The organism is Pseudomonas sp. 15C (assembly GCF_055484735.1).
Window position 1 is genome coordinate 1 of record NZ_JBUDGD010000116.1, and the last position, 4031, is coordinate 4031.

Genomic DNA, 4031 nt, shown 5'->3' on the forward strand with positions numbered 1-4031 from the left:
ATGGTAGTGTGGGGTTTCCCCATGTGAGAGTAGGTCATCGTCAAGATTAAATTCCGAAACCCCAATTGCGAAAGCAGTTGGGGTTTTGTTTTGCCTGCGGGAAATCGATGCGCTTGATTTCTATGCAATGGCCCGGTGCATGGCTATTATTCGGGCCTCATTGTGAGGCGAGACCTGCATGCTGACGTTGTTAAATCTCTTGAAGGACGGTCGATTCCATTCTGGCCAGGATCTGGGGGCTGCTCTGGGGATAAGTCGGAGCGCAGTATGGAAGCAGCTTCAGCACCTTGAGGCTGAACTTGGATTGTCCATCCATAAGGTTCGAGGGCGGGGCTATCAATTGGCAGCGCCATTGACTCTGCTCGATTCGGTGGAAATCTCCGCAACAGTGCCGAAGTGGCCGGTGACCGTGCTGGATTCAGTCGACTCGACAAATGCTGAAGCGCTACGCGCCATCGGCCAAGGTGCTTCTGCGCCGTTTTTGGTTCTCGCTGAGCGGCAGGTCTCCGGCCGTGGGCGTAGAGGACGTAAATGGGTCAGTCCGTTTGCTGAAAACCTTTATTACAGCCTCGTCCTGCGTATTGATGGCGGGATGCGCCAGCTTGAGGGATTGAGTCTCGTCGTGGGTTTGGCTGTTATGCAGGCTCTGCGAAATTTCGATGTCTCCTCTGCCGGACTGAAATGGCCCAACGATGTTCTTGTCGGAAACAAGAAAGTCGCGGGGATCCTCCTTGAGCTCGTCGGCGATCCGGCGGATGTTTGTCATGTAGTGTTGGGCATTGGCATCAACGTGAACATGCAAAAGGCTGACGAAGTCGACCAGCAATGGACTTCGATACGGCTCGAATCCGGCAATAGTGTTGATCGTAATGCTTTGGTGGGGGAGTTGAGCGCACAGTTGAACTCCTATATCCAGCGCCATCAGTTGAAAGGCTTTTCTACGCTTCAAGCAGAATGGGAAGCCAATCATTTGTGGCAGGGTCGTTCGGTATCATTGATTGCAGGTTCAAACCAGATAGACGGCGTGGTAGTTGGAATAGATAGCCAGGGTGCGCTGCGGCTGAAGGTGGATGGGGTGGAGAAAGTCTTTAGTGGTGGTGAGCTCAGCCTGAGGTTGCGTGATGATTCTTGAGCTCGATTGTGGAAACAGTTTCATCAAGTGGCGAGTATTGAAATCTGCGTCTGGAGTCTTGTATGCCGAGGGTGTCGTGGACTCTGATCTGGCATTGCTGGAGAGCTTGAAGGCTCTGGATGGGCTTGCCCTCCGCAGATGTCGCGTGGTCAGTGTCAGGACCGCTGAGGAAACAGATTCTCTGGTTGATGTTCTTGAGCGCGAGTTCGCTATTTCGGTAGTGCGCGCCACGTCCGCTCAGCAAATGTCCGGCGTCAGGAATGGTTACGAAGATTATCAGCGCCTGGGGCTCGATCGCTGGCTGGCCATGCTAGGCGGCTTCCACTTGGCATCGGGCAAGGCGTGCCTGGTACTCGATTTCGGTACAGCGGTGACGGCAGATTTCGTAGCGGCTGACGGTGAGCATCTGGGAGGCTTCATTTGTCCTGGAATGCCATTGATGCGAGATCAATTGCGCACGCATACCCGGAAGATTCGCTATGGAGACCTGGCGGCTGAGCGCGCGCTGTCCAGCACTGCGCCAGGGCGCACAACTGTTGAGGCGGTGGAGCGCGGTTGTTCCTTGATGTTGCGAGGCTTTGTGTTGACCCAGATGGAAATTGCCCACGCGTCTTGGGGTGAGAATTTTGCAGTTTTCATAACGGGGGGTGATGCCCGGCTGGTGGCAGATGTTGCGCCTGAGGCTCGGGTCGTGCCGGACCTGGTATTCGTTGGGTTGGCTATGGCGTGTCCTTTTTCCTGAGGTTTGTATGCGTTGGTTGTTCCTCCTGTTAGTCGTTCTGAACGTTTTTTATTATGTCTGGCATCAGCAGGAGGCGCCTCTGCGTGCAAAGGATGTGACGCCTCTCAGCTTGTACCGCGGTTCCCAGCAAGACATTCGTTTGCTAAGTGAGTCGAACGGTAATATGGGGGAGGGGTCTAAGGGGCAGGAGGGCCGGCGGCAAGACTGCTTGTTCCTCGGCGGCCTTGCCCGGCAGGAGTCGATTGCACGTCTTCAGCAACGTTTGGCAGGAATGGGGGTCGAGGTGCGGTCTTCGTCAAAAGATGTTTCGGGAGAGGGTTATTGGTTGTCTGTCGCGCCTCAGAGCCAGCGTTTATTGGGTGATGTCCAGTTGCAAAACCTTTCCAATGAATTCAATGAGTTAAAACATAAAATAATGCTGTGTGAGGGGGTTGCACCTGTTCAATAGTTTGCATAGAATGGCGCCCGCTCCACAGCGAAGACCTGAAGAGGTAGTTGAAGTGGGGTGGTGTCAATGCAGCTAACCTCAGGTTTTTAAATGAGAAAATGCTTGACAGGGGTTTGGCATAGTATAGAATGCCGGCCTGATTAGGAGGGGTTCCCGAGCGGCCAAAGGGATCAGACTGTAAATCTGACGTCTACGACTTCGAAGGTTCGAATCCTTCTCCCTCCACCAGATTTAAGCGTGAGCTGCAGGCTCCGCGGGTATAGTTTAGTGGTAGAACCTCAGCCTTCCAAGCTGATGATGCGGGTTCGATTCCCGCTACCCGCTCCAAGTTTGCAGGTTGTGCAAAGTGTTTTGCTCTTGTAGCTCAGTTGGTAGAGCACACCCTTGGTAAGGGTGAGGTCAGCGGTTCAAATCCGCTCAAGAGCTCCATCTAACAAGGCAGATATGAAAATATCTGCCTTTGTTTTAATGGTTGATATTGTTTTTCCAATTCTTCTGTTTGAGGGTGATATCGATGGCTAAGGAAAAATTTGATCGTTCCCTGCCCCACGTCAACGTTGGGACCATTGGTCACGTTGACCACGGTAAAACCACTCTGACCGCTGCTCTGACTCGCGTCTGCTCCGAAGTTTTCGGTTCGGCCGTCGTTGAATTCGACAAGATCGACAGCGCTCCAGAAGAAAAAGCTCGCGGTATCACCATTAACACCGCTCACGTTGAGTACAACTCGACTATTCGTCACTACGCTCACGTTGACTGCCCAGGTCACGCTGACTACGTGAAGAACATGATCACCGGTGCTGCCCAGATGGACGGCGCGATCCTGGTTTGCTCGGCCGCTGATGGTCCGATGCCACAAACCCGTGAGCACATCCTGCTGTCCCGTCAGGTAGGCGTTCCGTACATCGTGGTTTTCCTGAACAAGGCTGACCTGGTAGACGACGCTGAGCTGCTGGAACTGGTTGAGATGGAAGTTCGTGACCTGCTGTCGACCTACGACTTCCCAGGCGACGACACTCCGATCATCATCGGTTCGGCTCGTATGGCGCTGGAAGGCAAAGACGACAACGAAATGGGCACCACTGCCGTTCGTAAACTGGTTGAAACTCTGGATACCTACATCCCAGAACCAGTTCGTATGATCGACAAGCCATTCCTGATGCCAATCGAAGACGTATTCTCGATCTCGGGTCGCGGTACTGTTGTGACTGGTCGTATCGAGCGCGGTATCGTTCGCGTTCAGGATGCACTGGAAATCGTTGGTCTGCGTGACACCACCACCACCACCTGCACCGGTGTTGAGATGTTCCGCAAGCTGCTCGACGAAGGTCGTGCTGGCGAGAACTGCGGCGTTCTGCTGCGTGGTACCAAGCGTGACGACGTTGAGCGTGGCCAGGTTCTGGTCAAGCCAGGTTCGGTCAAGCCGCACACCAAGTTCACCGCAGAAGTTTACGTTCTGAGCAAGGAAGAAGGCGGTCGTCACACTCCGTTCTTCAAAGGCTACCGTCCACAGTTCTACTTCCGTACTACTGACGTGACTGGTAACTGCGAGCTGCCAGAAGGCGTTGAAATGGTAATGCCAGGTGACAACATTCAGATGACTGTTACCCTGATCAAAACCATCGCGATGGAAGACGGTCTGCGTTTCGCTATCCGTGAAGGCGGTCGTACCGTCGGCGCCGGCGTCGTAGCCAAAATCATCGAGTAAG

The 4031-nt window shown here is 53.7% G+C and carries 4 protein-coding genes and 3 tRNA genes; all 7 read left to right on the forward strand.

What is annotated here, in order from left to right:
- Nucleotides 1–178: 178 nt before the first annotated feature.
- Nucleotides 179–1132 carry a bifunctional biotin--[acetyl-CoA-carboxylase] ligase/biotin operon repressor BirA gene (gene birA / locus ACYYKW_RS26400; protein ID WP_090286782.1) on the forward strand — a complete coding sequence of 318 codons (954 nt, stop codon included), beginning with the start codon at nucleotides 179–181 and terminating at the stop codon, nucleotides 1130–1132.
- Nucleotides 1122–1874, forward strand: a complete 753-nt coding sequence (locus ACYYKW_RS26405) for a pantothenate kinase (RefSeq protein ID WP_464991582.1) — start codon at nucleotides 1122–1124, stop codon at nucleotides 1872–1874. Before birA ends, ACYYKW_RS26405 begins: the two co-directional genes overlap by 11 nt.
- Nucleotides 1875–1881: 7 nt before the next feature.
- Nucleotides 1882–2322, forward strand: a complete 441-nt coding sequence (locus ACYYKW_RS26410; RefSeq protein ID WP_464991583.1) for a hypothetical protein — start codon at nucleotides 1882–1884, stop codon at nucleotides 2320–2322.
- A 143-nt stretch (nucleotides 2323–2465) separates the two neighbouring features.
- Nucleotides 2466–2550, forward strand: a tRNA-Tyr gene (locus ACYYKW_RS26415).
- A 25-nt stretch (nucleotides 2551–2575) separates the two neighbouring features.
- A tRNA-Gly gene (locus ACYYKW_RS26420) sits at nucleotides 2576–2649 on the forward strand.
- A gap of 26 nt (nucleotides 2650–2675) precedes the next feature.
- Nucleotides 2676–2751, forward strand: a tRNA-Thr gene (locus ACYYKW_RS26425).
- Between the two features lie 85 nt (nucleotides 2752–2836).
- Nucleotides 2837–4030 (forward strand): elongation factor Tu, encoded by a 1194-nt coding sequence (tuf, locus tag ACYYKW_RS26430; RefSeq protein WP_024014521.1) that lies wholly within the window; start codon nucleotides 2837–2839, stop codon nucleotides 4028–4030.
- The last annotated feature ends 1 nt before the right edge of the window (nucleotide 4031 follow it).

What these genes read in the sequence shown, in the direction of transcription:
- birA (WP_090286782.1), top strand. Translation starts at nt 179, where the DNA reads ATGCTGACGTTGTTAAATCTCTTGAAGGACGGTCGATTCCATTCTGGC.
- ACYYKW_RS26405 (WP_464991582.1), top strand. Translation starts at nt 1,122, where the DNA reads ATGATTCTTGAGCTCGATTGTGGAAACAGTTTCATCAAGTGGCGAGTA.
- ACYYKW_RS26410 (WP_464991583.1), top strand. Translation starts at nt 1,882, where the DNA reads ATGCGTTGGTTGTTCCTCCTGTTAGTCGTTCTGAACGTTTTTTATTAT.
- tuf (WP_024014521.1), top strand. Translation starts at nt 2,837, where the DNA reads ATGGCTAAGGAAAAATTTGATCGTTCCCTGCCCCACGTCAACGTTGGG.